This is a genomic window from Novosphingobium sp. TK71, assembly GCF_055361505.1.
In genome coordinates this window covers 2,403,798-2,430,438 of sequence record NZ_CM143962.1, presented here as the reverse complement: position 1 = coordinate 2,430,438, position 26,641 = coordinate 2,403,798, and the positions used below count along the sequence as shown (strand labels likewise).

Sequence of the window (26,641 nt, the reverse complement as noted above, 5' to 3'; positions counted from 1 at the left end):
TAGGGCCAAGAGCCCGGGAGAGATCTCCATGACCTACCTTCGCCTGCTCCAGCATCGCGCGCCTGACGGCGTGCGCTCCGTCATTCTTGCCGAGGGCGATGCCGCCCACTTCCTTCAGGGCGTCACCAGCACCCGCGAACTCGCCCAGCGCGCCATCACCGAAGGTGTGACGCTGGCCGAAGCCGCCAAGGCTGCCGGACAGGGCGAAGCGGTCGACATCAAGGCCGAATTCGCGGCCGGCAACCTGCTTGCCCCGATCGACCACGAAGATTCCGCTCACCTGCTGATGACCGGCACGGGCCTGACGCACCTCGGTTCGGCCGAGGGTCGCAACAAGATGCACCAGGCTGCCGCCTCGGGTGAGCATGTCACCGATTCCATGCGCATGTTCCTTGAGGGCCTTGAAGGCGGCAAGCCCGCCGCGGGCACCGAAGGCCAGCAGCCGGAATGGTTCTACAAGGGCGACGGTCAGCTGCTCGTCGGCCCCGGCGATGCGCTGACCATGCCCGCTTTCGCCAAGGACGGCGGCGAAGAGCCGGAACTGGCGGGCATCTACCTCGTCGGCGAAGACGGCCATGTCTACCGCCTCGGCCTCGCGCTCGCCAACGAGTTCTCGGACCACGTCACCGAGCGTCACAACTACCTGTGGCTTGCCCACTCGAAGCTGCGCCAGGCCGCGCTCGGCCCGGAACTGCTGCTGGGCACCCCGCCGGAGAAGATCGAGGGCACCAGCAAGATCGTGCGCGGCGGCGAGACGATCTGGGAAAAGCCCTTCCTCTCGGGCGAAGGCAACATGTCGCACACCTTTGCGAACCTTGAGCATCACCACTTCAAATACGACCTGTTCCGCCGTTCGGGCGACGTGCATGTCCACTTCTTCGGCACCGCGACGCTCTCGTTCGCCGACGGCGTGACCACGCAGGAAGGCGACGTGTTCGAGATCGACGCCGCACCCTTCACCCTGCCGGTTTCCAACCCGCTTGCCCGCGCTGCCGCTTCGGGCGAGGCGACGACAACCGTGAAGGCGCTCTGAGCCATGGATCCGATCCGTATCGCCATCGTTGGCGTGGGCAAGATCGCCCGCGACCAGCATATCCCCGCGATCGAGGGCAACCCGAACTTCAGCCTCGGCGCCACGGTCAGCCCGCACCATCGCGGCCCTGAAGGCATCCCGCACTTCAGCAGCCTCGAAGACCTGGTCGAGAACGGCCCGGCCATCGACGCGGTGGCGCTCTGCACCCCGCCGCAGGTCCGTTACGACCTCGCCGCGCTGGCGCTGGCCAAGGGCATGCACGTGTTCCTGGAAAAGCCGCCGGGCGCCACGCTGGCCGAAGTGGCGGCGCTGGAAAGCCGTGCCGACAAGGTGGGCGTGACGCTGTTCGCTTCGTGGCACTCGCGCTACGCCGCGGGCGTTGCCCCGGCCCGCGCCTGGCTTGCCGAGCGTACGATCAAGAGCGCCAGGATCGTCTGGCGCGAAGACGTGCGCGTCTGGCATCCGGGTCAGGACTGGATCTGGGAACCGGGCGGCCTTGGCGTGTTCGATCCGGGCATCAATGCCCTCTCGATCGCCACCCACATCATGCCGCGCCCGTTCTTCCTCAAGGAAGCGACGCTCAGCCTGCCGGCCAACCGCGCTGCGCCGATCGCCGCCGATATCGAGTTCCGCGATACCGCCGGAGCCGAAATCCACATGGACCTCGACTGGCGCCAGACCGGCCCGCAGTCGTGGGACATCATCGTCGAGACTGACGCGGGAACGCTGAAGCTCTCGAACGGCGGCGCCGTGCTCACCCTGCCCACCGGCACAGAGCACAACGAAGACCTTGAATATCCGGGTCTCTATTCGCGCTTCGCCAACCTGATCCGTGGCGGCCGCAGCGATGTGGACATCGCGCCGCTGCGCCTCGTGGCCGACGCATTCCTGCGCGGACGCCGCGAGCTCGTCGAAGAATTCCACGACTGATTTCCCAGGGAGGGGACAAGACATGTTGAAGGCGCTTCGCCTGACCACCGCAGCCGTCCTGCTGAGCGCCACCGCGCTCGCAGGCACGGCTCATGCCGATACCGACGGACAGCCCACCACGGCGACCATCGACGCCGACAAGCCCGGCGCGGTCTATCACAAGGAAGTCTTCACCCAGTTCGCCGAGCACCTCGGCACGGGGATCTACGGCGGCCTGTGGGTCGGCAAGAACAGCAAGATTCCGAACACCAACGGTTTCCGCAACGACGTCGTCCGGGCGCTCAAGGACCTCTCGGTCCCCGTGATCCGCTGGCCGGGCGGCTGCTTCGCCGACGAGTACAACTGGCGTGAAGGCATCGGCCCGCAGAACAAGCGTCCGGTCAAGGTCAACACCCACTGGGGCGGCGTGACCGAGCCGAACACCGTGGGCACGCACGAATTCTTCGAACTGCTGCGCCAGGTCGGCGCGGAAGCCTATATCGCCGGCAACGTCGGCGACGGCACGCCGCGCGAAATGGCCGAATGGGTCGAATACATGACCGCACCTGCCGGTTCGCTGGCTGAGCTGCGCGCCAAAAACGGCCACAAGGAGCCCTGGAAGGTCGCCTACTTCGGCGTCGGCAACGAACTTTGGGGTTGCGGCGGGAACATGCGTCCCGAATTCGCGGCCGACGAGACCCGCCGTTATGCCACCTTCGTCAAGGCGCCTGCCGGCACCAAGATCCTGAAGGTCGCCGCGGGCGCCAATGTCGACGACTACAACTGGACCGAGACGATGATGCGCGTCGCGGCCCCGCAGCTCGACGGCGTTTCGCTGCATTACTACGTCCACCCTGCCGGTGGCTGGCCGCCGCGTGCGCCCGCCGTCGATTTCGACGAACATGGCTGGGCCGATGCGCTGAACGGCGCGCGCCACATGGACGAGCTGATCACCAGGCACTCGGCGATCATGGACAAGTACGACCCCGAGAAGCGGGTCTTCCTGGCCGTGGACGAATGGGGTTCGTGGTACGCCCAGGATCCGGGCACGCATCCGGGCTTCCTGCGCCAGCAGAACACCCTGCGCGACGCGCTGATCGCCTCGGTCCATCTCGATATCTTCGCCAAGCATGCCGACCGCGTGCGGATGACCGCCATCGCCCAGATGGTGAACGTGCTCCAGGCGATGATCTTCACCGAAGACAACAAGATGGTGCTCACGCCCACCTACCACGTCTTCGAGATGTACAAGCCGTGGCAGGATGCCACCGTGCTGCCGATCCAGATCAAGTCGCCCTGGTATCACAAGGACGAGTTCTCGATGCCTGCCGTCAGCGGCTCGGCAGTGAAGGGCAAGGATGGCAAGATCCATGTCGGCCTGTCGAACCTCGATCCGAACCAGTCCAACACGGTGACGATCAAGCTCGGCGGCGTCAGCGCATCGGCGGCCACGGGCCGTATCCTGACGGCACCCGCGATCAACGCGCACAACACCTTCGACGCACCGAATGCGGTGAAGCCCGAGGCCTTCTCCGGCGCCACCGTGCAGGGCGGCAACCTTGTCGTTACCCTGCCGGCCAAGTCGGTCGTGGTGCTCGAACTGCAATGAGCGTGAACCACGTCCCCGCCGCTCCTTATGTCTTGGGAGATTGGGGCACCACCCGGCTGCGGCTGTTCCGCCTCGACGGCGAGGACGTGGTCGCCCGGCTCAGCGGGCCGGGTGCGCTTGAAGGTCACGCCGAAGCGGCGCTGGCCGAAAGGCTGGAAAGCTGGAAGGCCGAAGGGCCGCTGTCCGAAGTCGTGCTTTGCGGCATGGCCGGTGCTCCGGGTGCGCTCGTCGCGGCAGGCTATGCGGCCTGCCCGGCGGACGCGGCCAAGTGGCTGTCCTCACGCACGCGGCTCGAAGTCGCCGGCATTCCGGTTTCGGTGCTGCCGGGGCTGAGCTGCCGTGCGGACGGCGTGCCGGAAGTGATGCGGGGCGAGGAGGCGCAAGTCTTCGGCGCCCTCGCGCTTCACCCGGACCTTGCGGAGGGCGAACATCTCATCGCGCTGCCGGGGACACACTGCAAGTGGGTCACGGTCAGGGATGGCACGATCACCATGTTCCGCACTCACCCGACCGGCGAGCTTTTCGCGCTGCTGGCCGGACAGTCGACGCTGACCGGACCCGATACGCCGGGCGAGGGCACTGTCGACGAAGGCTTCGCACGCGGTCTCGAACGCTGCGGCGAGCCGCTGACCGGCGCGCTGTTCGAAGCGCGGGGTGCAAGAATGCTGGACGGCCGGTCGAAGGACTGGTCGCGCGGCTATATCTCGGGGCTGCTCATCGGCGGCGAAGTGGCAGCCCGTGTCACGCCGGGCGCTTCGGTGGTCCTGATTGGCGACCCGGCGCTGTCGGCGCTTTATGACCGTGCGCTGGAAGGACTCGGCTGCACCGCCCGCCGTATCGACGGCGACGCGGCGGTCCTTGCCGGTCTGCGTATCGCAAAGGAATTGAAAGCATGAAGATCGAACAGGTTCTGGCAGAAGGCGCTGCCCCGGTCGTCGCGATCCTGCGCGGCATCCAGACTCACGAAGCGGTCGAGATCGGCACGGCGCTGGTCGAGGCCGGCGTGCGGATCATCGAAGTGCCGTTCAACTCGCCCGATCCCGCCGGCTCCATCGGCGCCATGGTCGAGGCTCTGGGAGACCGCGCCGCGATCGGCGGCGGCACCGTGATCGGCACCGATCTGGCGGAGACGCTGGCGGGTGTCGGCGGAACCTTCATGGTTTCGCCCAATGTCGATCCGGCCGTCATCAGGCGCTCGATCGAACTCGGCATGGACGTGCTCCCCGGCTTCCTCACCCCGACCGAGGCATTCGCCGCCGTGGCGGCAGGCGCCAATGACCTCAAGCTGTTCCCCGGCTCGGTGCTGGGCAGCAGCTACATCAAGGCGATCCGCGAAGTCCTGCCCAAGACCAGCCGCGTCTGGGCGGTGGGCGGTGTGGGCGCTGCCAATGTCGCGGAATACCGCGCAGCGGGCGTCTTCGGCATCGGCGTGGGCGGCAGCCTCTACAAGCCCGGCTTCGATGCCGCGACGGTTGGCGCAAAGGCCGCCGAGATCGTCGCCGCATGGAACGCCTGCGCGGCATAACAAAGCAAGTTCGGAGAGAGTACGTGTTCAGGAAATTCCTCGCTGCCGCCAGCCTTGCCGTGCTGGCCGCCTCCGGTGCGGCCGATGCGCAAGTGCAGGTCGGCGAGAAGGGGGCGGGCACGCTCAATTCCCGGTTGAGCGGCGACCTCACGGTGCACGATCCGGTCATCATCCGGGAAGGCGATACCTACTACGTCTTCAGCACCGTGGGCCGCTATGTCGGCATCAAGACCTCGAAGGACCTGAAGGCCTGGAAGGATGCCGGTTCGGTCTTCGCCGAGATTCCGGCATGGGCCAGGCAGGCGATCCCCGGCGCCGAAGGCATCTGGGCGCCCGACATCTCCTACGTGAACGGCGAATACCGGCTCTATTACTCGGTCTCGACGTTCGGCTCCAACCGTTCCGCCATCGGCCTGGCGACGAGCAAGACGCTCGATCCCAAGGCCAAGGGTTATGGCTGGAAGGACCAGGGCCTCGTCGTCATGTCGACGCATGAGGACGACTTCAACGCCATCGACCCCAATTTCGTCGAGGATGCGCAGGGCCGCCAGTGGCTCTCGCTCGGCAGTTTCTGGACCGGCCTGAAGCTGTTCCCGCTCGATCCGAAGACCGGCAAGGTCGCCCCCGGTACCGAGCCCTATTCGATCGCCCGCCGCCTTGCTCCTGCAGGTGGCCCGGCCCCGGTCGAAGCGCCTTTCATCATCCCGCACGGCGGCTTCTACTATCTGCTCGCCAGCTACGACTATTGCTGCAAGGGCGTGAACAGCACCTACTACACCGTCGTCGGCCGCTCGAAGAAGATCACCGGGCCCTACCTCGGCAAGGACGGCAGTTCGATGATGGAAGGTCGCGGCACGATCTTCCTGCGCGCCGACCTGAAAGAGCAGCAGCGCTTCCGCGGCCCCGGCCATGCCGGCGCCTTCACCGACAAGGACGGCACTACTTACGTCGTCTACCACGCTTACGACAAGCAGGCGAACGGTGCGCCCACGCTGCGCATCGCGCCGATCCGCTGGGACGCGGACGGCTGGCCTGTCGCCGAATACTGATCCCACCTGACGACACCCCGGTCCCCCGACCGGGGTGTCCTTTTTCCCATCGCCGGATCAAATCGGACCGGCGCCACGAAACAAGCATCTCGGAGAGGATGACATGAACTTTTCCCTTTCGCGCCGCGCATTTGCCGCCAGTGCCGCCCTGCTTCCCATCGCCTGCAACCGTGCGGGCGATGCCGCTCTCGGTGGTGACGACAAGGCTGCCGTCGCCGATCCGCTCAAGGGCCCGATCAATCCGCTGGTGAAGAACCGCGCCGATTCGCAGGTCTTCCGCCACGACGACGGTAACTACTACCTCACCGGCTCGGTCCCCGAATACGATCGCCTGATCCTGCGTCGCTCGAAGACGCTGGCCGGTCTCGCCACCGCCGAGGAGCGCGTTCTCTGGCGTCATGAGAAGACCGGCCCGATGTCCGGCTTCCTCTGGGCGCCCGAACTGCACCTCATCGACGGCAAGTGGGTCATGTACTTCGCGGCCGGCCCCAGCGGCGGCGGCGAGGACGTGTTCCGCATCCGCACTTACGCCATCGTCTGCGACGGGTCCGACCCGATGACCGGCAAGTGGTCGGTCCTTGGCGAATTCAAGATGCCGTGGGACAGCTTCAACCTCGATTCCACGAGCTTCGTCCACAAGGGCCAGCGCTATTTCGCATGGGCCCAGCGCGAGGAAGGGATCGACACCAATTCGAACCTCTACATCGCGCCGATGAAGGACGCGCTGACGCTTTCGGCCGATCCCGTCCGCCTTACGGTGCCGACGCTCGACTGGGAAACCCGCGCCTACAAGGTGGCAGAGGCCCCGGCGGTGCTGGCAAAGAACGGCCGCCTGTTCATGACCTACTCGGCCAGCGGCACCGGCGCCGTCTATTGCCTCGGCATGCTGACGATCGACGAGAACGCCAACCTCATGGACCCCAAGGCATGGACCAAGTCGCAGAAGCCGGTCTTCGCGACTTGCGTGGAAACCTCGGTCTACGGCCCCGGCCACAACAGCTTCACGGTGGACGAGAACGGCAACGACATCCTCGTCTACCACGGCCGCGACTACGAGAAGATCGAAGGCGACCCGCTGCTCAACCCGGATCGCCACACCCGCGTCCAGCGCATCTATTACGATGACAAGGGCGCGCCGGACTTCGGCGTTCCGGTCGGCAACGGCGCGCTGCCCGAGCGCTTCACCCCGGCTGTGAACCGCGAGGTGATGCTGGGTCATGACGGTACGAAGCTGACCCTCGCCAAGGGTACGCCGCTGCCCCGGACCCAGTTCCGCGAGATCGCCGGCGCTGACGGCGCGGTGCAGCTTTCGCCGATCCTCCTGCGGGACAAGGGGCTTGCGGTGGGCAAGGACGGCGTGGCTGCGCTGACCGCGCTCGGCACTGCCGACCTGTTCCTGCGCGAGGCCGGGGAAGTGCAGGGCACCGTGCGCTTCGTTTCCAAGTCCGACTCGTCGAAGGCGCTCGCGTTCTCCGGCGATGCGGTGAAGCTGGCGGACAAGGGCGATCCGGCGACGAGCTGGCTCGTCGGCTGACAGCAACAACTCAGACAAGACCGCCCGGAATCCTCGTGTTCCGGGCGGAATTGCGGCGAATCTGCCACACTCCACGCCCCTTTTTGATAGCGCTCCCCCTTTTATCCTTGCATCGCATTAGTCAGACTAATAATTAGTCCGAGTAATTCGAAGGGGCATGGTATGGGCCAGCCCCAATGGGAGGGTTGATCCATGGCGCTCAAGCCATTTGCATTCTGCACCGCATCCGTCTTCGCCCTGAGCCTCGCCACCGTGGCTCACGCGCAGGATGCCGCTCCGCAGGCCGCCGACGCCGCTGAACCGACTGCCGAGGACATCATCGTCACCGGCGTGCGCGCCTCGATCGTGGGCGCCATCAACAGCCGCAAGGAAAACATCCAGATCGTCGATTCGATCGTGGCTGAAGACGTCGGCAAGCTGCCTGACAACAACGTGATCGAAGCGCTCCAGCGCGTCACCGGCATCCAGGTCACCGACCGTGCCGGCGGCGAGACCGGGACCATCACGATCCGTGGCCTGTCCGATCCTGTCACCACCTGGAACGGCCGCAACATCTTCACCGCGGCCGGCACCTCGTTCGCGCTGCAGGACATCTCGTCGAACCTCGTCCGCAAGATCGACGTCTACAAGACCCGCTCGGCAGACCAGCTCGAATTCGGCCTCGCCGGCCAGATCGACGTCGCCACGCGCCGTCCGTTCGACTTCGACGGTTTCACCATTTCCGGCCTTGCGCGCGGTGTCTACAGCGAGCTGGCGGACAAGGTGAACCCGAACGTCGCGCTGCTCGTCAGCGATCGCTGGGAAACCGGCATCGGCGACATCGGCTTCCTCATCAACGGCAGCTATACGCGTTCGAAGTATCGCAACATGAACGTGCAGGCCGGCGCCCTGGTGCCGTTCGCCACCGAAAACCCGCCTTCGGACACCTGGCTGACGCCGCTGCAGCGCATTTTCCCCAACACCGACCCGGCGAACCCCTACTGGAAGCCGGGCCTCAACGCGGGTCTGCCGACCACGCCGGGTTCGACCCTCAACATCGACGGCGTAGAGGTGCCTTACTACCTCTCGCGCGATGCGGTCATCAGCTCGGATCTTTACGGCAAGCGTGAGCGTCCCTCGATCAACGCCGCCCTGCAGTGGGCGCCGAACGACCGTTCGACCTATACCGCCGAGTTCTACTACACCGGCTTCCGCGGCAGCACCTTCAACTCGATGCTGTTCAGCTTTGCCGACTGGTGGGGCGATCTGGGTGATGATCCGGGTTCGACCTTCGAACTCTATGACGGCACCAACGTCATCAAGTCGCGCAAGATCGGCGGCGTTTCGGGCTTCAACAGCGCGGACTACTCCACGAACAAGACCGACAGCTATGTCTACGCTCTGAACGCGGACTGGGACGTGGGCGATCGCGGCAAGATCACCGCCGACCTCGCCTACCAGGACAGCAAGAACGAAACCTCGTTCTTCGCCGTGCGCACCAACCGCGCGCCGCTGGACATCGACGTCGACTTCAACGCTGGCGGCGGTATCCCGTCGTACAGCTTCGGCACGCCGGGAGTCCTGACCGACGCAACCCAGTGGACCGTCGGCGACCTGTTCGACAACGGCAACCGGAGCACCGGCAAGGCTTTGACCTTCCAGCTCGACGGCTACTACGAATGGGACGAAGGCTTCCTGCGCCGGATCAAGGCGGGCTTCCGCTACGACGATCGCAAGGCCAGCACCTTCATTCGCGAACAGAGCGCGGGCGCCCTTGGCGGCACGCTGGCCTCGCTGGGTGACGGTTACAGCTTCACCAACAGCGGCTTCTTCGATGGCCGCGCCGACGTTCCGACCAGCTGGGTGCTGGCAAACGGCCCGGCGCTGTACAAGAACGCCGACGCCATCCGCACGCTCTACCAGGCGGCCAACCCGAACCTGCTGCTGTCCGATCAGCTTTCGTTCGGCCGCGTGTTCGACATCAACGAAGTCACCCTGGCGGCCTACCTCCTGGCTGACGGTCAGGTCGAAATCTTCGGCCGTCCGCTGATGCTCGAAGGCGGCGTGCGCATGGTCACGATCGATACCGATTACGACTACTTCGATCGTTACAACGACTATGCCCGCACCGGCGTTTCGACCGGTCAGATGAAGTTCCTGCCGAGCTTCACCGCACGTTACGAGATCACGCCGAACCTGCGCGTGCGCTTCAACTACGGTGAAACCCTGCGTCGTCCGGCGTTCGGCGACCTCAACCCGAACGTTTCGCTCACCGGCGACCTTTCGGGTCTGGGCTTCGGCACGGGCAGCGCCGGCAACGCCGGCCTGAAGGCGACGACGTCGAAGAACTTCGACCTTGCGCTGGAATGGTACTTCGAGCGCAACAGCGCAATCTACGTCACCGGTTTCCGCCGTGAAATCAGTGGTCTCGTCGTTCCGCTCACCACGCTCGAGTATATCCCGAACAACGGCATCGAGGGCAGCACCGCCACCGACTACTTCCAGGTTACCCGTCCGACCAACGCGTCCGACGGCGTGCTCAAGGGCGTGGAACTGGGCCTGACCTACTTCCCGACCTACCTGCCGAGCGTGCTCGACGGCCTGGGCTTCCAGGGCAGCGCCACGATCCTCGACTCTTCGCAGACGATCCCGGAAACCGACGACGAGGGCAACACCGTCCTCACCAAGTCGGCGTTCTTCGCGGTGTCGAAGTTCTCGTACAACGCCACGCTGGCTTACGAGCGCGGTCCGATCGGTGCACGTCTCTCCTACGTGTGGCGCAAGGGCTTCCTCCAGCGCAACGAGGCGCGTGCCTTCGCCAACCCGATCGGCTTCTGGCGCAAGCCCGAGAAGAGCCTGGACTTCCAGCTCACCTTCGCCGTGACCGACGACATCGGCCTGACCTTCGACGCGGTGAACATCACCAAGGCGAAGCAGCAGGACTACTACAAGTTCGAGGATGCCGGCGGCCCGGTCACCATGAACGCGAATACCCTGCTGATCGACCGCACGTTCGCGGCGGGCGTTCGCTTCAAGTTCTAACCTGACAAGGCGGGCCGCGACACACGCCATTCCGTGTCGCGGCCCGCCATAGGCGGCTGTTCCTCCGGGCTCCTCTCCCAACACAGGCCCGGCAGGACGGCCGCCTTTATTTTTTGCTGCTATCAGCTGACGCTCGCCAGACCATGAAGGGGTAACGATGCGCGGAAACATCCGGACGATCCTCGCCACCGCGGCGCTTCTTGCGGGCGGGGCCAGCCTGCCGCCTGCCGCATCCTCCCAAGAATCCGCGTCTTCCAGGACCTCCGCTTCTTCTGGTGTCGGCCGGGCTGTTCCGAAGCTCGATACCGCCGCCATCGCCAAGGCTCGCTTCGGCAACGACGCCGCCTGGTACGAACAGCGCATTCCCTTCTTCGAGAGCGCCGATCCGAAGATCGATGCGGTCTACTACTACCGCTGGGGCCTGTTCCGCGCGCACCAGCGCGACCTCGGCGCGCAGGGCTACGTCACCACCGAATTCGCCGACGACGTGGACTGGCAGCGCGAGCCTTTCGCCAGTCTCAACGACGCCAGCGGCTTCCACATCGCCGAAGGGCGCTGGCTGAACGATCGCCGCTTCACCGACGATTACGTCAACTTCATGTACGAGGGCGGCAACGACCGTCACTTCACCGACCACATGGCCGACTCGGTCTGGGGCCGCTACCTTGTCGACGGCGACCGCGAGGCGGTGCTCGCGCACCTCAAGACGATGCGCCACATCTACCGGCTGTGGGACGAGAAGTTCGACTTCACCAAGGGGCTCTACTTCGTGGAGCCGCTGCTCGATGCCACCGAATACACCGTGTCCTCGATCGACGCCTCTGGCGGCAAGGACGGGTTCCGGGGCGGCGATTCCTTCCGGCCCTCGGTCAACAGCTACATGTTCGCCAATGCCCGCGCCCTTTCGCGCATGGCGGCGCTGGCGGGCGACACGGCTATGGCCAAGGAATACGCGGGCCGTGCCGAGGCCTTGCGCACGCGCGTTCTCGAAGACCTGTGGAGCCCGAAACTCGGCCATTTCGTGGACCGCTACCAGGTCTCGAACGAGCATGTGAAATACTGGGACCAGATCCGCAATCGCGAGCTGGTGGGCTACCTGCCGTGGATGTTCGATCTCGTGCCGGACGAGGCGAACTATTCGGCTGCCTGGGGCCATCTGCTCGATCCCGCGTCGCTGGCGGGCAAGGCGGGGATGCGCACCGTCGAGCAGAACTACGAATATTACATGCGCCAGTATCGCTATCTGGGCACCGCGCCCGAGTGTCAGTGGAACGGGCCGATCTGGCCCTACCAGACCACGCAGGTACTGACCGGCATGGCCAACCTGCTCGATCACTATGGCCAGACGGGTCCGGTGACGCGCAGCGACTACATGCGCCTGCTGCGCCAGTACACCCAGCTTCACTACCAGGGTGAGGGCAGGAACGCGCGGCTCGACCTGGAAGAGGATTACCACCCGGAGACCGGCAAGCCGATCGTCGGGCTGGACCGCAGCCATCACTATTTCCATTCCGGCTATCTCGACCTGATCCTGACCGGCCTTGTCGGCATCCGCCCGCGCACGGACGACGTGCTGGAGGTCAACCCGCTGCTTCCGGCCGCCGGTGACCCGCAGGCGCTGGGCTGGTTCCACATCGAGCGCGTGCCTTATCACGGTCACGAGGTCTCGGTGACATGGGATGCGGACGGCAAGCATTATGGCCGCAAGGGGCTGACCATCGCGGTGGACGGCGCCGAAGTCGCTCACCGTGACGATCCGGCCCGGATCGAGGTGCCGCTTGCGCGCAAGGCCAATGCCCCGATCGTGCGGGAGGAGAACCTTGCGGTGCAACTCGTACGGGGCAACTTCCCCAAGGCCAGCGCGTCCTCCGGCACAGAGGCGGAGAACCTGCACGACGGTATCGACGGTCGCGCCTGGTTCTATCCGGAACTGCCGAACGGCTGGGATTCGGCGAAGTCTTCCGCGCCGCAGTGGTACGCGGTCGACTTCGGCAAGACGGTCACGCTCGGCCGTGCGGAGCTGGCGTTCTTCGCCGATGGTGCGAAGTTCGCGGCGCCGCGCCGGGTCTCGGTCGAGGTCTGGCGCGATGGCGGCTGGCAGCAGGTGGCCGCGCCCAAGGCCGCCCCGCTTGCCAATGGCGTAACCGAGCTGCGCTGGCCCGCCGTTACGGGCGAACGCATTCGCGTGACGATGGTGCCGGCAGCCGGCCGCGCCATCCGCCTTGCCGAACTCAAGGCCTTCACCCGCTGAACCTGTCCGCCGGCCGGAGCGGTTGTTTTCGCTTCGGCCGGCAGGACGTTTCTCCGGCGCCCGCGTCGTGCGCGGGAATTCGGCCACGCCGCTAGGGTCAGGACCCATTAATCACGCCTGCGAGGTTTGAATCAAAATGGCTCAGAGCGAGGAAGGAAGGCGTAGTAATATGTCTATATTTCAAGCCTTTCTGACGCTGCACTGGGCCATTTTGATCAAATCCCTCCGGGACACCGGAATGGCTTCCATCTCGAACCAAAGCGACTTTGGACGGGCAACCAGCCCGCCCGGCAGCCGCTTTGGCCCGATATGTTCGCCATTCCGGTGCCTCGCAGGCGTGATTAATGGGTCCTGACCCTAGGGTCCTGACCCTAGAGCAGCCACACGGCAAGCATGATCCAGAATGTTGCCGAAAAGGCGATGGCGATGGCGAGGCCGAGCAGGGGGCGCCGTTCCGGCTTCAGGTCCGTTTCTTCCGGTGGATCCCCGGATGCCGGGTCTACGGCCATAACGACCGGTGAAGCCGGCTACGACCAGTACCCTGCGCACCGCGCGAAGTGGCGGTGTGGGAATCAGCCGAAATCGGACTTCGAGCCATGGACGGTACTCCCGGCGCCTGCGCCGGTCGGCTCGGTACACGTCCCGGTCACGTCACTTCATCATGAGCCCTGCCGGGGCGACAGGGCCATATCGATGGACGGGTGCCTATCGGCGGTCGGGCGAAGGCCAGCCGTTCAGCCTTCGACCTTTTCGGCGAGAAGCGCCGGGGTCAGCACTTGCGGCAATTGCTCCGCCTTACCGCCATTTGCGTACCAGACGTAAAGCGGCACGCCTGCTGCGCCTTGCGCGGTGAGGTAGCGGGTGATCTCCGGATCGCGGCGGGTCCAGTCCCCCCGCAGCACGACGACGCCGGCCTTTTCGAAGGCGGCGCGCGTTTCCTCGCGCTCGATGGCGACCTGCTCGTTGACCTTGCAGGTGAGGCACCAGTCGGCGGTCATCCAGACGAACACCGGCTTTCCGGCGGCGCGCGCATCGGCCAGCGCCTTCTCGCTGAAGGGCTTTGCCGCCAGCAGCGATTCGATGCGCTCTTCAGGCGGGGCGGGGCAGGGCAGCACGGCCAGCACGATGGCGGCGGCGGCAAGGGCAAGCACGGCGAAGGGGCGGGCGGCCTTGCCCCGGCGCTGGGCGCGGCCCGCCGCCAGGAGGATGGCAAGGATCGCGATCAGGCCCACAAGAGCGCCCAGCACGAATACGGTGCCTCCGGCCTTCCACGTCAGCCATGCCAGTGCCAGCGCGGTCAGGCCCATGGGCAGCGCCATCCAGTGGCGGAACGTCACCATCCAGCCGCCGGGCCGGGGCAGCCGCTTGCGCAGCGCCGGGACGAAGGCCACCGCCAGGAAGGGCAGGGCGATGCCGAGGCCGAGCGCGGCGAACAGGGTCATTGCCGGCAATACCGGCAGCAGCAGCGCCGCGCCCATCGCCGAAGCCATGAACGGTCCGGTGCAGGGTGTCGCCACGAAGGCGGCGAGCAGGCCGGTGGCGAAAGCACCCCGGGTGAAGCTGGAGGGCGAACCGCCGGACACGAAGCCGGGGACCGTGAACTCGAACAGGCCCATAAGGTTGGCGGTGATGACCGAGGCGAGCAGCAGAAGGCTGACGACCACCAGCGGCTCCTGCAACTGGAACGCCCAGCCGACCTGCTCGCCGCCTGCGCGCAGCGCCAGCAGCAGCGCGCCAAGCCCGAGGCAGGCGGTGATGACGCCCGCCGCATAGGCAAGTCCCTCGATCCGGGCATGGCTCTCGCTCTCGCCCGCGCGGGCGAGGCTCAGTGCCTTGAGGCTGAGGATCGGAAAAACGCAGGGCATGACGTTGAGCAGCAACCCGCCCGCCAGCGCGGCGAGCAGGAGCAGCGGCAGCGAGGGCAGTTCGGGCGCGGCGGCATCGGCGGCGAGCGGCGTGCCGCCTGTCGGCACCGTCCCCGCGCGAGCGGTGAAGGCGATGCCGTCTCCCGCGGGATTGAGGCGCAGCACCCCGGTCAGGACATCCGCGCCGCGCGGGTCGAGCTTCGTGCGGGGGAGCGTGACGATCAGCATGTCGCCCTTCCAGGCGAATTGCTGGTTGCCGGCATAGTCCGCCAACTTGTCCTCGCCGATGAAGACGTGCGGGTCATCCAGCGGAGTGGCGGCGGGAAGCGGGATGGCGAGGCGCACCGTGCGTTCGTCGAGGCTGAAGGTGGCGGCGGCGTCGAGCGGGGCGGGGAGGCGGCGCAGCCATTCGGCAAAGCGCGGATCTCCGCCGGTCTCGGCCTTGGCGGCCACCGGCACCTCAACGGCGAGGTCGGCACGTTCGGGCACGCAGATCTGTTCGGTGCAGGCGAGCCATTCGGCATGGAGGCGGACCGGCACGCGGCTTCCGGGCGCGGCATCCGCCGGAACCGTGAAGGGCACGAGCACCGCGTAGTCGCTTTCGAAGACGTGGTTCATCAGTCCGGAAACCACCAGCGTCTGCGGTACCGGATAGCGCGGGCTGCCGGCTTTCGCCCCGTCAGGCAGGGTCCAGTCGAGCTGCATGCCGAGGCCGGCGTCGCCGGGGTTCGACCAGTAGCCGTGCCAGCCTTGCGCCGGCTTCATGTGAATGGCGATGGTGCTTTCGCCGCCCGGCGCCGCCGCCGGACCGGCCACCAGTTCGGCGGCGATGTGGGCGGGAGCGGCCTTGGCGGCGAGCGGGGCGAGAAAGAGCGCCAGCATTTGACACATGAGTGCCATAAACAGGCGATAGCGGCGCTTTTTCATGAAACTCCCGTGCGTTGGGGGCGCTTGCGTCGCCCACGCATTGCAGACATCGATGCATCTGCGCCCATTGCATCGACATTTCAAGGAAGTCCCCCCGATGCGCCTGCTTTCCTCGTCGCTCGCTCCGCTGGCCCTGGTTGCGGCACTGGCCGTTTCGGCCCCCGCACTGGCGCAGGAAGCACCGGTGGCCGCTGCTTCCGCGCCCGCGCCGCAGGGCGAGCCCCGGCTGATTGTCGCAATTTCGGTGGACCAGTTCTCGGCCGACCTCTTCGCCCAGTACCGCGAGCATTTCACCAAGGGCTTCACGCGCCTGCTGCAAGGGGCGGTGTTCCCCTCGGGCTTCCAGTCCCACGCCGCCACCGAGACCTGCCCCGGCCATTCGACGCTGCTGACCGGCGTGCACCCTTCGCGCACCGGCATTACCGCGAATTCCTGGTACCAGCCCGGCATCGCCCGCGCCGAAAAGGAAGTCTACTGCGTCGAGGACGAAGCCAACCCCCGGTCCACGCCGGACAATCCGGTGGTCAGCCCCGCGCACCTCAAGGCGCCGACGCTGGGCGACCTCATGAAGAAGCGCAATCCCGCGACCATCAACGCCGCCGTCTCCGCCAAGGACCGCGCCGCAGTGATGATGAGCGGCCATGACACGGACGCCGTCTACTGGATCGGCGCCAAGGGCTTCACCACATTCGAGAACCGCAGGATCAGCAAGGCGGCCGAGACCGAAAACGCGGTCATGGCGAAGCGCGTCGCCGCCGGTGACGGCCCGCTGGCGGTGCCGGGCTGGTGCGGCAGTGTCGACCGGGCGACGCCGATCAAGGACTTCACCATCGGCACGTATCGTTTCCCGCTGGCCGCCGGGGACTTCAAGTCCTACGCCAACGGCCCGCGCGTGGACACCGCCACCGCCGAGATGGCCGTGCGCATGGTGGACGAACTGGGCATGGGCAAGGACGCCGTGCCCGACGTGCTCTCCGTCAGTTTCTCGGCCACGGACAAGGTCGGCCATGCCTTCGGCACCGAGGGCGTGGAAATGTGCATCCAGATGAACGTGCTGGATGAGGCCATCGGCAACCTGTTCGACGCGCTCGATGCGCGCGGGATCGATTACGAGGTCGTGCTCAGCGCCGATCACGGCGGCTTCGATGCGCCCGAGCGGCAGAAGCTGCGCGGCAATCCCGATGCCACCCGCATCGATCCCGCGCTCACCGCAGGGAAACTGGCCGCCGCCGTCTCGCAGGATACCGGCGTGACCGTGAAGAACGGCCCGCTGTTCTACGGAGCGGGCGAGGCGGGCAGCGTCTGGTTCTCGTCCGAACTGACGGCCGGGCAGAAGCAGAAGGTCATGGCCGCGCTCGTCGCGCGCCTGAAGGCCAATCCGCAGATCGCCGCGGTCTATACGCAGGACCAGATCATGCAGTGGCCCCAGCCCAAGGGCAATCCGCAGGACTGGACGATGGAGCAGAAGGTCCGCGCCTCCTTCGTGCCGGGGCGCTCGGGCGAAGTGCAGATGCTGACCGTGCGCGGGGTCGTGCCGGGCGAGGCCAAGCCGTTCAAGGTCGCCTCGCACGGCAGCCCGTGGGACTATGATCGCCGCGTGCCGATGCTGTTCTGGCGCAAGGGCATGACCGGTTTCGAGCAGCCGACCCCGGTGGAGACGGTGGACATCGCGCCCACCCTTGCCGCGACGGTAGGCCTGACCGCGCCGGCCGGCACCTGGGACGGAAGGTGTCTCGACATCGACGCCGGAGAGGCCGATAGCTGCCGTCGATGAACGACTCTGCAGCGAAGCACGACCAAAAGGCGGAACACCGCGACCTGATCATCCTGGGCGGGGGCCTCGTCGGCATGACGCTGGCGCTTGCCGCGGCCCGGGCGGGTATCACCAGCCACGTCATCGACCGGGCCGACCCGGCCGATCTCACTGCCGAAGGCGCGGACGGCCGCGCCTCGGCAATTTCGACGGCGAGCTGGAACCTCTTCACCAACATCGGCCTCGCGCCTGCGCTGAAAGATCTCGGTTGCCCGATCGATTCGATCGCCGTCACCGATTCGATGAAGCCGGGCCGGATCGATTTCACGCCCAAGCCCGAGGAAGGCTCGCTGGGCCGCATGTTCGCCAATCGCGACTTGCGCCTAGCCCTGTTCGCCGCCGCGCGTGAGGAGAAGAACATCGCCTGGCACGTCCGCACCGAAGCGGTCCGGCGCGACCGGGGGCCGCACGGTGTCGAGGTGGAGCTTTCGGACGGCCGCGTGCTCGGCGCGAGCCTGCTGGTCGCCGCCGAGGGCCGCCAGTCGCCCACGCGCGACGAGGCCCGCTTCGCGCTGGCCAAGTGGGACTACAAACACCGCGCCATGGTGACCGGGCTGTTCCACGAGAAATCGCACGCAAACACGGCCTGGGAAATCTTCTACCCGGCGGGACCGTTCGCGCTGCTGCCGCTGCTTGATGACGATCAGGGCCGCCATCGCAGCGCGCTGGTCTGGACGGTGGCGGAAAAGGATGCCGCCGGGATCATCGCCATGCCGGACGCCATGTTCCTCAACGAAGTGGAAAGCCGGATGCACGGCGTGCTCGGCAAGATCACGCTTTCCGCGCCGCGCATGAGCTATCCGCTGCGTTTCCATCATGCCGGACATGTGATCGACGAGCGCCTTGCGGTGATCGGCGATGCGGCTCACGGCATGCACCCGATCGCCGGACAGGGCCTCAATCTGGGCCTGCGCGACGTCGGCGCGCTGGTCGAAGTGCTCACCGAAGGCATGCGCCTTGGCCTTGAGCCGGGCGATGCGCAGTTGCTGGCGCGTTACGAGAAGTGGCGCAGCCTCGATACGTTCATGGTCATGTCGGTGACGGACGGGCTGACGCGCCTGTTCGGCATTCCCGGCCGCCTGCCCAGCGCGGCGCGCCGCCTCGGCATGGGCGCAGTGCAGCGCCTGCCCAGCCTCAAGCGCTTCTTCATGGATGAGGCGCGCGGGATGTCGGGCGCCTTGCCGGAGCTTCTGCAGGGATAAGGGGCTTCACGCCCCCTGCCTGCCCCTCGCATTCACCCTTATTCGGACGGAGCCGCTTCCGAAGCATCCGCCGAAGGCAAGTCGGTCGGCAGCACGCCCGGTGTCGCCAGCGGGCTCGGCTGGTCCACCGTGTGCCCTTCGGCGTCGGTCAGGCGGCGCGGTTCGAGCATGGCGGTGGTTTCGAGCAGGTTGAGCGCGTCCTGCACGTCCTGATAGCGGTGCGCATCGGCGGTCCAGGTCTGGGCGGCCTGCGCATTGGGCAGGCGCTCCACTTCGCTGATGGCATTGCCGATGCGGCGGGCGCTCAGCATCAGGCGGGCGCGGTCGATGCGGGCGGTGGGCGTCAGGAGGGTGGAGGATTCGCGGCGCACCACGAAAAGGCTTGACAGTTCGCGGCGCGCCTTCTGCCAGAGGCTTTCGTTGCTCTGCGTCTCGCTGAGTTCGGGCGACAGCGCTTCGAGACGGGCGGAGAGTTCGTCGATGGTGACGGGGTTCTTCGAGAATTCGATCACCGTCTGCACCGCGCGGGGCTGGGCATTGGTAAAGCGCAGGCGAAGCTGGTCGGCGACGTAGCTCAGCGGTTCGCCGCGATCGACCATGCGGCGCGCGGCGAAGGCGATCAGCAGGCCCTCGGCGCGGGCGGCATTGCCCGAGGCGGCGCCGGTCTGGAAATCGATGCGGGAAAGCCGGTCCTCAAGCAGCGCGAGCCGCCCTTCGACCGATCCCAGTGCGGCCAGCTGCGCCGGTGACGAAGGCGCCGTGGCCATCGGCACTTGCGGGCGAGAGGGCGCGGCCTGCTCTGGCTGCGGCGCGGTTTCGCCTTGCGGCATGGCCCGTTGCGGCAGGATTTTTGCCAGTTCCCCGCTTGCCGCTGCCCAGGCGACCAGCGCGCCTCCCAGCAGGAAAGCAATCAGGGCAACGAAGAATACGCCTCCGCGCGAACGCGGGCGTGAGGACGAATGAGGTTGTGGCGAGGTGAAATCCTGCATCAAGTCTGGTTCTGTCAGTTTACGATCCCGAGGGGAAGTCTTGGCATATCTCCAGGGCCATGGCCAGCAGCGCAGTGTCGTTGGGGAGCGCGGCGCTGCGCAGGGCGGCCCAGCCTGACCCCGCCCGCCCGGCAACGCGCGGGCCGATGCAGGCCAGGGCGATTCTCGCGCGGCCGATGCCGATCCGGTCGCACTCGGCCGCGAAATGCCCCGCCGCCTCGGCGGAATGGAGCAGGACCACGGTGGGTTTCTCCAGCGTTTCGGCCAGTCCGGCCGGCAGGGGAAGGCTTTTGCTGGCGTAGACTTCGCGGGTTATCACGGTGCGGTCGGCGGGCACGTCGAGGATGGTGTGCTCGCGTCCGGCCAGTCGCAGCAGGCGGCCATGGCCGGGGGCGAGGTTTCCCAGAACCGATTGCAGTCCGCCGCTGCCCGTGCGCACCACGTCCAGACCGGCGTCGCGGGCGGCCTGCGCCGTCCGGTCTCCCACCGCGTAGGCGGGCAGGCCGCGATAGGCGCCGAGTGCGGGGCCGCCATGGCGCAGGGCATTGGCGCTGCCGAGCAGGACGGCGTCGATTTCGCCGCGCGGCACCGGAGACCACGGCAGGGCGCGAACCGCGAACAGCGGAAAGGCGCGGGCATCGAGCCCCATGGCCCTTGCCGCCGCCACGGTCATGGCAGTGCCGGGTTCGGGCCGGATGACGATGACGGGCGGCATCGCCGCCTCAGTCCGCCCCGGTGAAGTGGACGGCAATGGCCGGAACCGCGCGGGCGAGCAGGTCGGCGGCGAGGCGCGCCGGACCATCGCGATCGGAAAGCGGGAAGCTGGCCTCTCCCTCGACCTTTTCGGCGCCGTCCGGGCTGTAGAGCGCGGCCCGCATCGCGAGGTTGGCGCCGTCGTGCCGGGTGAGCACGGCGATCGGGCTGTGGCAATTGCCGCCAAGGCCGGCAAGCAGGGCACGTTCGGCAAGCACCGAGGCGCGGCTCTGCGCATCGTCCACGGCGGCGAGGAAAGCGCGGGTGCGGGCATCGTCGGCACGGCATTCGACCATGATCGCGGCCTGGGCGGGAGCGGGCAGCCAGTCCTCCTCGCCCAGCGGGTGGCCGGTGCCGGTCTCGCCCAGCCGTTTGAGTCCGGCGGCTGCGAGGAACGTGGCATCGGCCTCTCCGGCGGCCAGCTTGGCGAGGCGGGTGGCGACGTTGCCGCGGAACGTCACGACCTTGCAGTCCGGCCGCGCGTGGAGAAGCTGCGCGGCCCGGCGCGGGGCGCTGGTGCCCACGACCGCGCCTTGCGGCAGGGCGCGGATGCTCTCGGCCCCGACCAGCACGTCGCGCACGTCTTCCCGCGGGAGAATCGCGCCGATCGCGAAGGCTTCGGGGCGAATCGTTTCCACATCCTTGGCCGAATGGACCGCGAAATCGATCTCGCCGTCCGCCAGCCAGGCGTCGAGTTCCTTCGTCCACAGCGCCTTTCCACCGATTTCGGCCAGCGCGCGGTCCTGAATGCGATCGCCGCTGGCGGTCACGGCAACGATCTCTATATGCGCGGGATCGATTCCGTGAGCGGCGGCCAGCCGGTCGCGTGTTTCCTCGGCCTGAGCCATCGCCAGCGGCGAGCGGCGGGTGCCGAGGCGGAAGCTTTGTTTTTGCGTGTCAGTTTGCGTCGTCATCGGCGGGTTGTGCTACCCGCCAATGTCGTCCAGTGGAAGGGTCGTTCAGGGAAAGATACAATGCGGACGGTACTGGGCATCGAAAGCTCGTGCGACGAGACGGCGGCGGCGCTTGTAACCAGCGACCGCAGGATCCTCGCCCAGCGCATCGCCTCGCAGGACGAGGCGCATCGGCCTTACGGCGGCGTCGTGCCCGAAATCGCCGCGCGCGCGCATGCCGAGCGGATCGCGCCGCTGATCGAGGCGACCCTGGCGGATGCCGGGATGACGCTGGACGACGTGGATGCCATCGCCGCCACGGCCGGACCCGGACTGATCGGCGGGGTGATGGTGGGGCTGGTCACGGCCAAGGCGCTCGCCATGGCGACGGGCAAGCCGCTGATCGCGGTCAACCACCTCGAAGGCCATGCGCTGTCGCCGCGCCTTGCCGACGGCGAGCTCGCCTATCCCTATCTCCTGCTGCTGGTATCGGGCGGTCACTGCCAGATCCTGCTGGTGGAAGGCGTCGGCCGGTTCCGCCGCCTTGCCACCACCATCGACGACGCGCTGGGCGAGGCTTTCGACAAGTCCGCCAAGCTGCTGGGCCTCGGCTATCCGGGCGGACCGGCGATGGAACGGCTGGCGCTGGAAGGCAATGCCAGGGCGGTGCCGCTGCCGCGTCCGCTGAAGGGTTCGGACGAGCCGCATTTCTCCTTCGCCGGGCTGAAGAGCGCGGTCATGCGCGCCAAGCAATCCGGCCAATATGCCGATGCCGATATCGCCGCCTCGTTCCAGCAGGCCGCGATAGACTGCCTGATGGACCGCGCCCGCCGCGCGCTGGCCTCGGTCGGCCCGGAATACGGCAAGCTGAACGCGCTGGTCGTCGCCGGGGGCGTGGCCGCCAACAAGGCGATCCGTGCCGCGCTCGAAGCCCTCGCCGCCGAGCATGACCTCGATTTCGTCGCTCCGCCGCTGGGCCTCTGCACCGATAACGCCGCGATGATCGCCTGGGCGGGCGTGGAGCGGTTCGCCATGGGCCAGTCCGATCCGCTCGATGTGGCCGCGCGTCCGCGCTGGCCGCTCGATCCCGATGCCGAGACCGTGCGCGGCGCGGGGGTGAAGGCATGAGCGCGGGAATCGGAGTGATCGGGGCGGGCGCCTGGGGCACCGCCCTGGCGCAGTCGCTCGCGGGGGACGGCAGCGACGTGCTGCTCTGGGCGCGCGAGCCGGAACTGGCAGAGCGCATCAACGCCGACCGGCGCAACGAAGTCTACCTGCCGGGCGCGGCCCTTGCCGAAACCGTGCGGGCCACGTCGAACCTGGCCGATCTGGCGGCACTTCCGGTGCTGCTCGCGGTGGTTCCCGCGCAGTTCCTTGGCGGTGTGCTTGCCCAGCTTCCGCCGCTGGGCTTTTCGGGTGATCTCGTGCTCTGCGCCAAGGGCATCGAGGCCGGCACCGGCCGTCTCATGGCGGACGTGGCCGCGCAGGCCGTGCCGCATGGCCGGATCGCGGTTCTTTCCGGCCCGACGTTCGCGCATGAAGTGGCTGCCGGCCTGCCGACGGCGGTGACGCTCGCCTGCGCGGGCGGCGATGCGCAGTGGCGGCGCCTGTCGCCGCTGATCGCGCGGCCTTCGCTGCGCCCCTATTATTCCGACGACGTGATCGGCGCGGAGATCGGCGGCGCCGTGAAGAACGTGCTGGCCATCGCCTGCGGCGTGGTCGACGGCCTCAAGCTTGGCCAGAACGCCCGTGCCGCGCTGATTGCGCGCGGCTATGCCGAAATGCTGCGCTTCGGCGTGGCGCGCGGCGCGCGGGTGGAAACGCTGTCCGGGCTCTGCGGCCTTGGAGATCTTGTGCTCACCTGTTCCTCTACTTCCAGCCGCAATTTCTCGCTCGGCCTTGCGCTCGGGCAGGGGCTGACGGCGGCCGAAGCGCTTTCGGGCAAGAATTCGGTGGCCGAAGGCGCCGCCACCGCGCCGGTGCTGGCCGAACTGGCGCGCCGCGACGGTATCGAGATGCCGATCGCCGAGGCCGTCAGCCGCCTGCTGGAAGGCAAGGTTCCGGCGGGCGAGGTCGTTGCGCAGATCCTTTCGCGCCCGCTTCGCGCCGAGCAGGAGCAGCGTTCTTGAGCGACGGTATCGTGACCCGCACCGCAGCGGAGCAGGCAAGCAAGGAACACGACGATATTGCGGCGCTGGCCAAGGGCGGGCGCACCAATCTCTTCGGGTTCTTCCTGCGCCTTGCCGCGCGCATCCCCTTCCTGTTCATCGCCGGTCGCGCCTCGGTCTACGGACCTGCGGCGCTGGGCCGCTTCGCCTCGGCGCTGGTGGTGATCGAACTGACCTCGATGATCTGCACCATGGGCGAGAAGCGCGGCCTGGCGCAGCGCCTTTCCGATACCGAAGGGCAGGTCCACCCGGCCAACGTCATTGCCGACGGCATGATCCTGGCGGTGATTGCCTCCTGCGCGGCGTCGCTGTTCTTCTGGTTCGTGCCCGCGCCGATGTTCCCGGGCGGCCACTATACCCAGATCGACCGGCTGATGGTGATCGCCATCCTGCCGCTGACGATGACCGAGATCTGGCTGGCGGCGCTGGCCTACCGGCTGCGGGTAACGCCCACGGTATGGTCGCGCGCGATCGTGGAGCCATGGGTCATCTCGATCCTGGCGGGCGCGATGATCTGGCTGGCGCCCGAGAGCGGGCTGTCGATCGCCTACATGGGTTCGATCGTCGCCGCCGCGATCACCGCGTTCATTCCCTTCTTCCGCGAATATGGATTGCCGCAGGGCTGGCGCCCGCGCCCGCGCCAGATGCAGGCGCTCGCCATCCGTTCGCTGCCGATCGCGCTGGCCGACACGATCGAATGGGGCACGCGCCGCGTGGACCTGTTCCTGCTGGGCTTCCTCGCGCCGTCCTCGGCCGTCGGCGTCTACTACGCCGCGCAGCAGGTCGCCAGCCTGCCGCAGAAGCTCAAGACCAGCTTCGAGCCGGTGCTCGGCCCCGTCATCACCCGCAACCTCAAGCAGCGGGACTATGCGGCCATCGCCCGGCAGGTCTGCCAGGTGGGCTTCTGGATCACCGCCGCGCAGGCGGGAATCGCGCTTGCGCTGGGCATTCCCGGCGAGGGCGTGATGGGTCTGGTCGGCCGCGAATTCGTGGGCGGCACCGGGGCGCTGGCGTTCCTGCTCGCCGCCGAAGTGGTGGCGGCCACCGCCGTCGTCAGCGAGGCGGCGCTGGTCTATGTCGCACGCATGAGGAACCTCGTGGTCTCGCTCGTCACCATCGCGCTGCAGGCGGTGCTGACGCTGGGCGGCATTCTGGCGATGCAGAAGCTGGGCTACAATTCGCTCTATCAGGCGGCGACGGCGGCGGCCGCGCTGATGACGGCGCTGGGCTTCGCCTCGCTGGTGAAGTCAAAGATGCTGGCGAACTATCTCCGGGAGCCGATCAACAACTGGCGCTGGGCGCTGGTATGGGCGGCGGTTCCGGCGGTCGTACTGGGCTATCTCGCCACGCAGTTCCTGCCGGAATGGGCGGAACTGGCCTTCGGCATTCCCGCGATCCTGGGGTCCTACTTCCTCGTTATCTGGAAGAAGGCCTTCGGTCCCGAGGACCGCAAGCTGTTCCAGAAGACAAAGGCCGCCTGATCCGTACTTTCAGGTGTTCCCTCCGGCACTTCATTTCGTCTAGGCTGCCTTCATGAACCCCCGCCGCGCATCCATCGTTGCCGCCGGCGCCGCATTATGTCTGGCGCTTTCCTTTGTTGCGACGAGAGTGCGCGGGCCGATCTTCATCGGCAATCTGGAACGGCAGGCGGAAATCGTGCGCGACCGGGCGGGCGGAAGCGGTGTCGATCTCGCCTTCCGCGATCGCTACGGCTGGTTGACGCGCCATCCGGTGCTTTCGGGGGGCAAGGGGCTCGATGCCGAGACCCGCACCCGCGTTGCCGCCGCCGTGACCGAAGTACCGGGCATCGGCGGAATCACCTGGTCGAGCGAGGGTGACGGCACCGGCGGCACCCGGCTGCGCTGCCAGGACGACGTGGAGGCCATCCTCGCCTCGCGCACGATCCGCTTCACCGAGGCCAGCGCCCGGATCGATCCCGTCAGTGAACGCCTGCTTGACGAAGTGGCCAGGGCCCTGCGTCCCTGCGTGGGCAGCATCATCGCGGTGACCGGGCATACCGACGCCACCGGCAACCCGCAGGCGAACAAGGCGCTTTCGCTCGCCCGCGCGGAATCGGTGCGCTGGGCATTGATCGGCCGCGGCATTCCCGCCGACGGCCTGCGCGCGGCAGGGCTGGGATCGAAGACGCCCATAGAAGGTCTGGACCCGCTCGACCCTGCCAATCGCCGGATCGAGTTTTCGGTGATCGCCTCGGCCCCGGTCAAGCCAACCCCGATCGATACGCCGGGTGCCGAATGACCGTGCAAATTACGATGAAAGGAGCCGCCGATGCCGCTATGGCTTGAAATGGCCGTTTCGGTGCTGCTGACCTACATGGCGGGTTTCGGCATCGGCTGGCTGGTCTGGAACCGGAAGGGATAAGTTGTGGTGCAAATGATCGAGGCCAACTGGCTGATCTTCATCGTCGCGTTGCTGGTCGGCATCGTCGTCGCCTACTGGCTGTTCGCGCGCGCCTCCAAGCCCGCGCCCCGCGCCCATCGTCCCGACGTGCTGGACGAAGGCGCCGCGCCCGCGCAGCGCAATCAGGCCCTGATAGACGATGCGCCGCCCGCTGCGCAGTTCACCGCGCCCGTCCATATCGATCCGCCTGCCATGGCGGGGACGATGGCCGGGATCGGCGAAGTGATCGCCGTGGCCGCGCAGCAGGAAGTGGATGCGGCCACCCCGCCGCCGCAGACCATCGCGGCCGAGCCGGAAGCGGCGCCTGCGCCTGCGCCCGCGCCTACGCCCGAGCCCGAGGCTCCGGCGCCTGATCCCGCCGAAGTCGCGCCCGCACCTGCCGCCGCGCCGGCGAGCGAGGGCGACGATTTGCGCAAGATCAAGGGCCTCGGCCCCAAGATGCTCACGCTGCTGACCGCGCTCGGCGTGACCCGCTTCGAGCAGATCGCCGCCTGGACCGATGCCGATCTCGATGAGCTGGACGGCAAGCTGGGGGCCTTCGCGGGCCGTCCGCGCCGCGATAGCTGGGTGGAACAGGCACGCCTGCTCTCCGGCGGGGACACCGGCGCTTACGAAGAGAAGTTCGGCAAGCTCTGAACGCGAAAAAGGGACGCTCGCAAGCGTCCCTTTCCTATGCCGC

20 protein-coding genes are annotated in these 26,641 nt (G+C 67.3%); 16 read left to right on the top strand and 4 right to left on the bottom strand.

From position 1 onward, the window contains the following. The first annotated feature begins 28 nt into the window (after window positions 1-28). From araD1 to ACXJ16_RS11255, 9 genes are all read left to right on the top strand, one after another. Window positions 29-1,033, top strand: a complete 1,005-nt coding sequence (araD1, locus tag ACXJ16_RS11295; protein ID WP_463920692.1) for an AraD1 family protein — start codon at window positions 29-31, stop codon at window positions 1,031-1,033. Window positions 1,034-1,036: 3 nt separating this feature from the next. Next, complete coding sequence (locus ACXJ16_RS11290) at window positions 1,037-1,963, top strand: Gfo/Idh/MocA family protein (RefSeq protein ID WP_054437001.1); 927 nt, start codon at window positions 1,037-1,039, stop codon at window positions 1,961-1,963. 22 nt (window positions 1,964-1,985) lie between these two features. Continuing rightward, window positions 1,986-3,551, top strand: a complete 1,566-nt coding sequence (locus tag ACXJ16_RS11285) for an alpha-N-arabinofuranosidase (RefSeq protein ID WP_324697918.1) — start codon at window positions 1,986-1,988, stop codon at window positions 3,549-3,551. After that, complete coding sequence (locus ACXJ16_RS11280) at window positions 3,548-4,447, top strand: 2-dehydro-3-deoxygalactonokinase (protein ID WP_185998123.1); 900 nt, start codon at window positions 3,548-3,550, stop codon at window positions 4,445-4,447. The genes ACXJ16_RS11285 and ACXJ16_RS11280 overlap by 4 nt, the downstream gene beginning before the upstream one ends. Then, window positions 4,444-5,076 (top strand): 2-dehydro-3-deoxy-6-phosphogalactonate aldolase, encoded by a 633-nt coding sequence (locus ACXJ16_RS11275; RefSeq protein WP_054437004.1) that lies wholly within the window; start codon window positions 4,444-4,446, stop codon window positions 5,074-5,076. Before ACXJ16_RS11280 ends, ACXJ16_RS11275 begins: the two co-directional genes overlap by 4 nt. Before the next feature lie 23 nt (window positions 5,077-5,099). Then, the gene (locus tag ACXJ16_RS11270) at window positions 5,100-6,125 is read left to right on the top strand and encodes an arabinan endo-1,5-alpha-L-arabinosidase (RefSeq protein WP_420719857.1); all 1,026 of its coding nucleotides are present in this window, start codon (window positions 5,100-5,102) and stop codon (window positions 6,123-6,125) included. A gap of 103 nt (window positions 6,126-6,228) precedes the next feature. Then, the gene (locus ACXJ16_RS11265) at window positions 6,229-7,659 is read left to right on the top strand and encodes a glycoside hydrolase family 43 protein (RefSeq protein ID WP_185998121.1); all 1,431 of its coding nucleotides are present in this window, start codon (window positions 6,229-6,231) and stop codon (window positions 7,657-7,659) included. A gap of 192 nt (window positions 7,660-7,851) precedes the next feature. Continuing rightward, on the top strand, window positions 7,852-10,680 hold the full coding sequence (locus tag ACXJ16_RS11260; RefSeq protein ID WP_054437007.1) for a TonB-dependent receptor: 2,829 nt from the start codon (window positions 7,852-7,854) through the stop codon (window positions 10,678-10,680). Window positions 10,681-10,837: 157 nt separating this feature from the next. Next, window positions 10,838-12,931 carry an MGH1-like glycoside hydrolase domain-containing protein gene (locus ACXJ16_RS11255; RefSeq protein WP_463920691.1) on the top strand — a complete coding sequence of 698 codons (2,094 nt, stop codon included), beginning with the start codon at window positions 10,838-10,840 and terminating at the stop codon, window positions 12,929-12,931. Window positions 12,932-13,665: 734 nt separating this feature from the next. On the opposite strand, the gene ACXJ16_RS11250 is transcribed toward ACXJ16_RS11255, so the two are convergent. Then, entirely contained in the window at window positions 13,666-15,723 is a 2,058-nt protein-coding gene (locus tag ACXJ16_RS11250; protein WP_463920690.1) for a protein-disulfide reductase DsbD family protein, read from the bottom strand. A 97-nt stretch (window positions 15,724-15,820) separates the two neighbouring features. Here ACXJ16_RS11250 and ACXJ16_RS11245 point away from each other — a divergent pair, with 97 nt between their 5' ends. Beyond that, window positions 15,821-17,497, top strand: a complete 1,677-nt coding sequence (locus tag ACXJ16_RS11245) for an alkaline phosphatase family protein (RefSeq protein WP_463920689.1) — start codon at window positions 15,821-15,823, stop codon at window positions 17,495-17,497. Continuing rightward, window positions 17,494-18,738 carry an FAD-dependent monooxygenase gene (locus tag ACXJ16_RS11240; protein ID WP_132469440.1) on the top strand — a complete coding sequence of 415 codons (1,245 nt, stop codon included), beginning with the start codon at window positions 17,494-17,496 and terminating at the stop codon, window positions 18,736-18,738. Before ACXJ16_RS11245 ends, ACXJ16_RS11240 begins: the two co-directional genes overlap by 4 nt. 38 nt (window positions 18,739-18,776) lie before the next feature. On the opposite strand, the gene ACXJ16_RS11235 is transcribed toward ACXJ16_RS11240, so the two are convergent. From ACXJ16_RS11235 to hemC, 3 genes are read right to left on the bottom strand one after another with little or no spacing between them, the layout of a single operon-like run. Beyond that, a complete protein-coding gene (locus ACXJ16_RS11235) occupies window positions 18,777-19,727 on the bottom strand; it encodes a hypothetical protein (protein WP_185998116.1) in 951 nt (316 codons plus the stop codon). Window positions 19,728-19,746: 19 nt separating this feature from the next. After that, window positions 19,747-20,442, bottom strand: coding sequence for a uroporphyrinogen-III synthase (locus ACXJ16_RS11230; RefSeq protein ID WP_324697931.1), 696 nt, complete (start codon window positions 20,440-20,442; stop codon window positions 19,747-19,749). Between the two features lie 7 nt (window positions 20,443-20,449). Further along, complete coding sequence (gene hemC, locus ACXJ16_RS11225; protein ID WP_443478080.1) at window positions 20,450-21,394, bottom strand: hydroxymethylbilane synthase; 945 nt, start codon at window positions 21,392-21,394, stop codon at window positions 20,450-20,452. Between the two features lie 60 nt (window positions 21,395-21,454). Here hemC and tsaD point away from each other — a divergent pair, with 60 nt between their 5' ends. The 5 genes from tsaD to ACXJ16_RS11200 all read left to right on the top strand — a co-directional run bounded on the left by tsaD (window position 21,455) and on the right by ACXJ16_RS11200 (window position 26,598). Further along, entirely contained in the window at window positions 21,455-22,501 is a 1,047-nt protein-coding gene (tsaD, locus tag ACXJ16_RS11220; protein WP_185998114.1) for a tRNA (adenosine(37)-N6)-threonylcarbamoyltransferase complex transferase subunit TsaD, read from the top strand. Next, window positions 22,498-23,502 (top strand): NAD(P)H-dependent glycerol-3-phosphate dehydrogenase, encoded by a 1,005-nt coding sequence (locus ACXJ16_RS11215; RefSeq protein WP_185998113.1) that lies wholly within the window; start codon window positions 22,498-22,500, stop codon window positions 23,500-23,502. The genes tsaD and ACXJ16_RS11215 overlap by 4 nt, the downstream gene beginning before the upstream one ends. Beyond that, window positions 23,499-25,022: a lipopolysaccharide biosynthesis protein gene (locus ACXJ16_RS11210; protein ID WP_054437171.1), complete on the top strand. Its 1,524-nt coding sequence runs from the start codon at window positions 23,499-23,501 to the stop codon at window positions 25,020-25,022. The genes ACXJ16_RS11215 and ACXJ16_RS11210 overlap by 4 nt, the downstream gene beginning before the upstream one ends. A 52-nt stretch (window positions 25,023-25,074) precedes the next feature. Beyond that, window positions 25,075-25,800 carry an OmpA family protein gene (locus ACXJ16_RS11205; protein ID WP_054437169.1) on the top strand — a complete coding sequence of 242 codons (726 nt, stop codon included), beginning with the start codon at window positions 25,075-25,077 and terminating at the stop codon, window positions 25,798-25,800. 135 nt (window positions 25,801-25,935) lie between these two features. Then, complete coding sequence (locus ACXJ16_RS11200; RefSeq protein WP_463920688.1) at window positions 25,936-26,598, top strand: helix-hairpin-helix domain-containing protein; 663 nt, start codon at window positions 25,936-25,938, stop codon at window positions 26,596-26,598. The last annotated feature ends 43 nt before the right edge of the window (window positions 26,599-26,641 follow it).

What these genes read in the sequence shown, in the direction of transcription:
- ACXJ16_RS11285 (WP_324697918.1), top strand. Translation starts at nt 1,986, where the DNA reads ATGTTGAAGGCGCTTCGCCTGACCACCGCAGCCGTCCTGCTGAGCGCC.
- ACXJ16_RS11205 (WP_054437169.1), top strand. Translation starts at nt 25,075, where the DNA reads ATGAACCCCCGCCGCGCATCCATCGTTGCCGCCGGCGCCGCATTATGT.
- ACXJ16_RS11200 (WP_463920688.1), top strand. Translation starts at nt 25,936, where the DNA reads ATGATCGAGGCCAACTGGCTGATCTTCATCGTCGCGTTGCTGGTCGGC.
- ACXJ16_RS11290 (WP_054437001.1), top strand. Translation starts at nt 1,037, where the DNA reads ATGGATCCGATCCGTATCGCCATCGTTGGCGTGGGCAAGATCGCCCGC.
- ACXJ16_RS11255 (WP_463920691.1), top strand. Translation starts at nt 10,838, where the DNA reads ATGCGCGGAAACATCCGGACGATCCTCGCCACCGCGGCGCTTCTTGCG.
- ACXJ16_RS11235 (WP_185998116.1), bottom strand. Translation starts at nt 19,727, where the DNA reads ATGCAGGATTTCACCTCGCCACAACCTCATTCGTCCTCACGCCCGCGT.
- tsaD (WP_185998114.1), top strand. Translation starts at nt 21,455, where the DNA reads ATGCGGACGGTACTGGGCATCGAAAGCTCGTGCGACGAGACGGCGGCG.
- hemC (WP_443478080.1), bottom strand. Translation starts at nt 21,394, where the DNA reads ATGACGACGCAAACTGACACGCAAAAACAAAGCTTCCGCCTCGGCACC.
- ACXJ16_RS11265 (WP_185998121.1), top strand. Translation starts at nt 6,229, where the DNA reads ATGAACTTTTCCCTTTCGCGCCGCGCATTTGCCGCCAGTGCCGCCCTG.
- ACXJ16_RS11260 (WP_054437007.1), top strand. Translation starts at nt 7,852, where the DNA reads ATGGCGCTCAAGCCATTTGCATTCTGCACCGCATCCGTCTTCGCCCTG.
- ACXJ16_RS11275 (WP_054437004.1), top strand. Translation starts at nt 4,444, where the DNA reads ATGAAGATCGAACAGGTTCTGGCAGAAGGCGCTGCCCCGGTCGTCGCG.
- araD1 (WP_463920692.1), top strand. Translation starts at nt 29, where the DNA reads ATGACCTACCTTCGCCTGCTCCAGCATCGCGCGCCTGACGGCGTGCGC.
- ACXJ16_RS11230 (WP_324697931.1), bottom strand. Translation starts at nt 20,442, where the DNA reads ATGCCGCCCGTCATCGTCATCCGGCCCGAACCCGGCACTGCCATGACC.
- ACXJ16_RS11250 (WP_463920690.1), bottom strand. Translation starts at nt 15,723, where the DNA reads ATGAAAAAGCGCCGCTATCGCCTGTTTATGGCACTCATGTGTCAAATG.
- ACXJ16_RS11240 (WP_132469440.1), top strand. Translation starts at nt 17,494, where the DNA reads ATGAACGACTCTGCAGCGAAGCACGACCAAAAGGCGGAACACCGCGAC.
- ACXJ16_RS11215 (WP_185998113.1), top strand. Translation starts at nt 22,498, where the DNA reads ATGAGCGCGGGAATCGGAGTGATCGGGGCGGGCGCCTGGGGCACCGCC.
- ACXJ16_RS11280 (WP_185998123.1), top strand. Translation starts at nt 3,548, where the DNA reads ATGAGCGTGAACCACGTCCCCGCCGCTCCTTATGTCTTGGGAGATTGG.
- ACXJ16_RS11245 (WP_463920689.1), top strand. Translation starts at nt 15,821, where the DNA reads ATGCGCCTGCTTTCCTCGTCGCTCGCTCCGCTGGCCCTGGTTGCGGCA.